This window comes from uncultured Cyclobacterium sp., assembly GCF_963976465.1.
Lineage (GTDB): Bacteria > Bacteroidota > Bacteroidia > Cytophagales > Cyclobacteriaceae > Cyclobacterium.
The window spans coordinates 1-2,299 of record NZ_CAXBOC010000667.1; the positions used below are offsets into that span (position 1 = coordinate 1).

Annotated in this window: 4 protein-coding genes; all 4 read right to left on the reverse strand. The window is 39.5% G+C overall.

Annotated features, from left to right (window positions below):
* Positions 1–580, reverse strand: a 580-nt coding sequence (locus AAC037_RS23625; protein WP_339906095.1) for a beta-eliminating lyase-related protein, incomplete at its 3' end; no start/stop codon positions are given.
* On the reverse strand, positions 580–1,035 hold the full coding sequence (locus AAC037_RS23630) for a DUF2721 domain-containing protein (RefSeq protein WP_339906096.1): 456 nt from the start codon (positions 1,033–1,035) through the stop codon (positions 580–582). The genes AAC037_RS23625 and AAC037_RS23630, both read right to left, overlap by 1 nt.
* Before the next feature lie 238 nt (positions 1,036–1,273).
* Positions 1,274–2,110, reverse strand: a complete 837-nt coding sequence (locus AAC037_RS23635; protein WP_339906097.1) for an anti-sigma factor — start codon at positions 2,108–2,110, stop codon at positions 1,274–1,276.
* Positions 2,110–2,299 (reverse strand): sigma factor-like helix-turn-helix DNA-binding protein (locus AAC037_RS23640; RefSeq protein WP_339906099.1); only part of this gene is annotated, 190 nt, incomplete at its 5' end. The genes AAC037_RS23640 and AAC037_RS23635, both read right to left, overlap by 1 nt.

The following is a 2,299-nucleotide window of genomic DNA, read 5'->3' on the forward strand; positions in this document are numbered from 1 at the left end:
TCCCCCAATCAAAAGGTCTTTCACCGGAATGGACCAAGGCATTAAAAATTCTGGCCCCATCCAAATGAAGTTTAAGCCCGGTTTCCTTACAAAGTTGCCTGATCGGTCTTACTTCATTCAAGTTATAAACACTACCTCCACCTTTGTTCATGGTGTTTTCCAAAGACACCAGCGTGGTTTCCGGTAAATGATCATCGTCCGGGTTTATGTGCTGCCGAATCTCCTCCGCATCAATTTTTCCAAGAACACCATCCAATAACTTTACAGATGCCATGCTATTGGACATGATCCCTCCCCCTTCGTACAAATAAATATGAGATGATTTATGGCAAATCACTTCGGTTTGGGGACGGGTATGTAGTTTTATAGCGATTTGATTGGTCATGGTTCCTGAAGGACAAAATAGTCCTGCCTCCATACCAAAAAGGCCGGCCAATTTATCTTCCAAAATACTTACCGTGGGATCCTCCCCAAACACATCATCACCCAAGCCTGCATGGAGCATGGTTTCTTTCATTTCGTAGGTTGGAAGGGTTAGCGTATCGCTTCTCAGATCCACTCTCAATTGATTATTACTCATTAATCTTTATCGTTTTTTCTAATGCTTTGACCAAAAGATGTTCGGGTTTTTATATTTAGCAAATCCTCAATATCTGAAAGCTCTATATTCAATGCATTGTTTGAGATTTGAATTTCCACCAAGGAAATGCCCAAGGAGATCAACAAGCAAAGCATGCTTGCCATAAACACCCAATTGGCTGCTGTATCGAAGTCCTGGTACAATAAAAACATACAAATTACACAGAGAAAAAAACTTATGACGCCATAAGTCTGCATGTTTTTAATCATGGTCAGCCGACGTTTAAGATTTTTTATCTGTCCAATAATAACCTCTTCATCCATACTGCTTTCTTTATATTCTTTGTGCAGACCTCTAATCAGGCTGGCCATGGCCAAAAACCTGTTGGTATAGGCCAACATCAGCAAAGTGATGGCAGAAAAAAGAAGTGCCGGGGTGGAAAGTGTCAATTCCATAATTCATTAAGATTTAAAAGGGTTCCCTAGTTTCTATCAAAAGCTCTGAAAATAATTACAATATAAGCATCAAACCAACGGATAAGAAGTTGGTTTGAAATTCCGTGAAAATCGTGAATTTCTACCATCCTATTAATCAATACAAATCTTTACTCCACTTCAAAAGTTAAGCCACAATTTAAAACAAAAACCCCGTCAATTTGATGACGGGGTTCGGTTTATTTTGTATGTATTTCTATTATGAGACCTCTCCTAAAACTACAAGTTTTTCCAAGGTAGGACTTTCGCTACCACCTTTTGGCTCAATAGTAATTGCAAAAGCTTGGGCTCCTGAAGCGATATCCATCACTTGCAAATCAAGTATTTTTTCCGGATCTACCAAACCGATTCCAACTGGCCCTTCTTCCCCTATCGCCCAAAGCTGGTAATCATTATTCGGATCAAGAGATGCCAACTGATTTACAGAAAGTAGGACTTCTTTGCTATTTTGATCCCAGAACACATCCACTGCTGCATCTTCTTGCATAGGTAAACCCTCACCTTTCATTAGAATTTTCTCAAAATCTCCGGTGATGAATCTTTCCATCCCACTATTCAGTTCTTTTAATTGAACCTGATTGGTCTGCATTTCTTCTGCCAATACTGCATTTTGTTGCAAAGCAATGGCAAACCTTTGCTCTACATCAAAATATTGATTGGCATAATATATGGCCATACCTACAGAAATCACTGCAACCACTGAAGCAGCTACAGCAAAGGTCTTCCATGGATTAGCCACAGGTACCTGCTTATTCTTTAATTTTTCAGGAGATGCTTCAGTCTCAGAGCTTACGGAAAAAGGGTTTTTTTCTTCCGATTCAAGGGTGGCAAATATCTTATTCTTCAACTTAGGCGAAGGTTTGACAGCTGAAGCTTGGTCAATAGCAAGCATGGCATCTTCAATGGCAATAATTTCCTGATTGATTTCAGGATACTTTTTTGCCATGGACAAAACCTCTTGTTGTTCTGTCTCATTGAGATCTCCCAAAACAAAGAGTTCCAATTTACCGGACGATATGTAGGCTTTGATATCCACTAGATTTTATCAGCTTTCTTTTTCAACACTTTTATAGCAGACCGAATTCTGGACTTAACGGTTCCCAATGGCAAGGCGTATTGCTCTGCCACTTCAGTATGTGTATATCCTTTAAAGTAAATACACTCCATAACGAACCGTTGTTCCTCATTCAAGTCATTCATCAACTCTTTAACACCTATTCCGTCA

Coding starts and splice junctions, on each gene's coding strand:
- AAC037_RS23630 (WP_339906096.1), bottom strand. CDS start 1,035: ATGGAATTGACACTTTCCACCCCGGCACTTCTTTTTTCTGCCATCACT.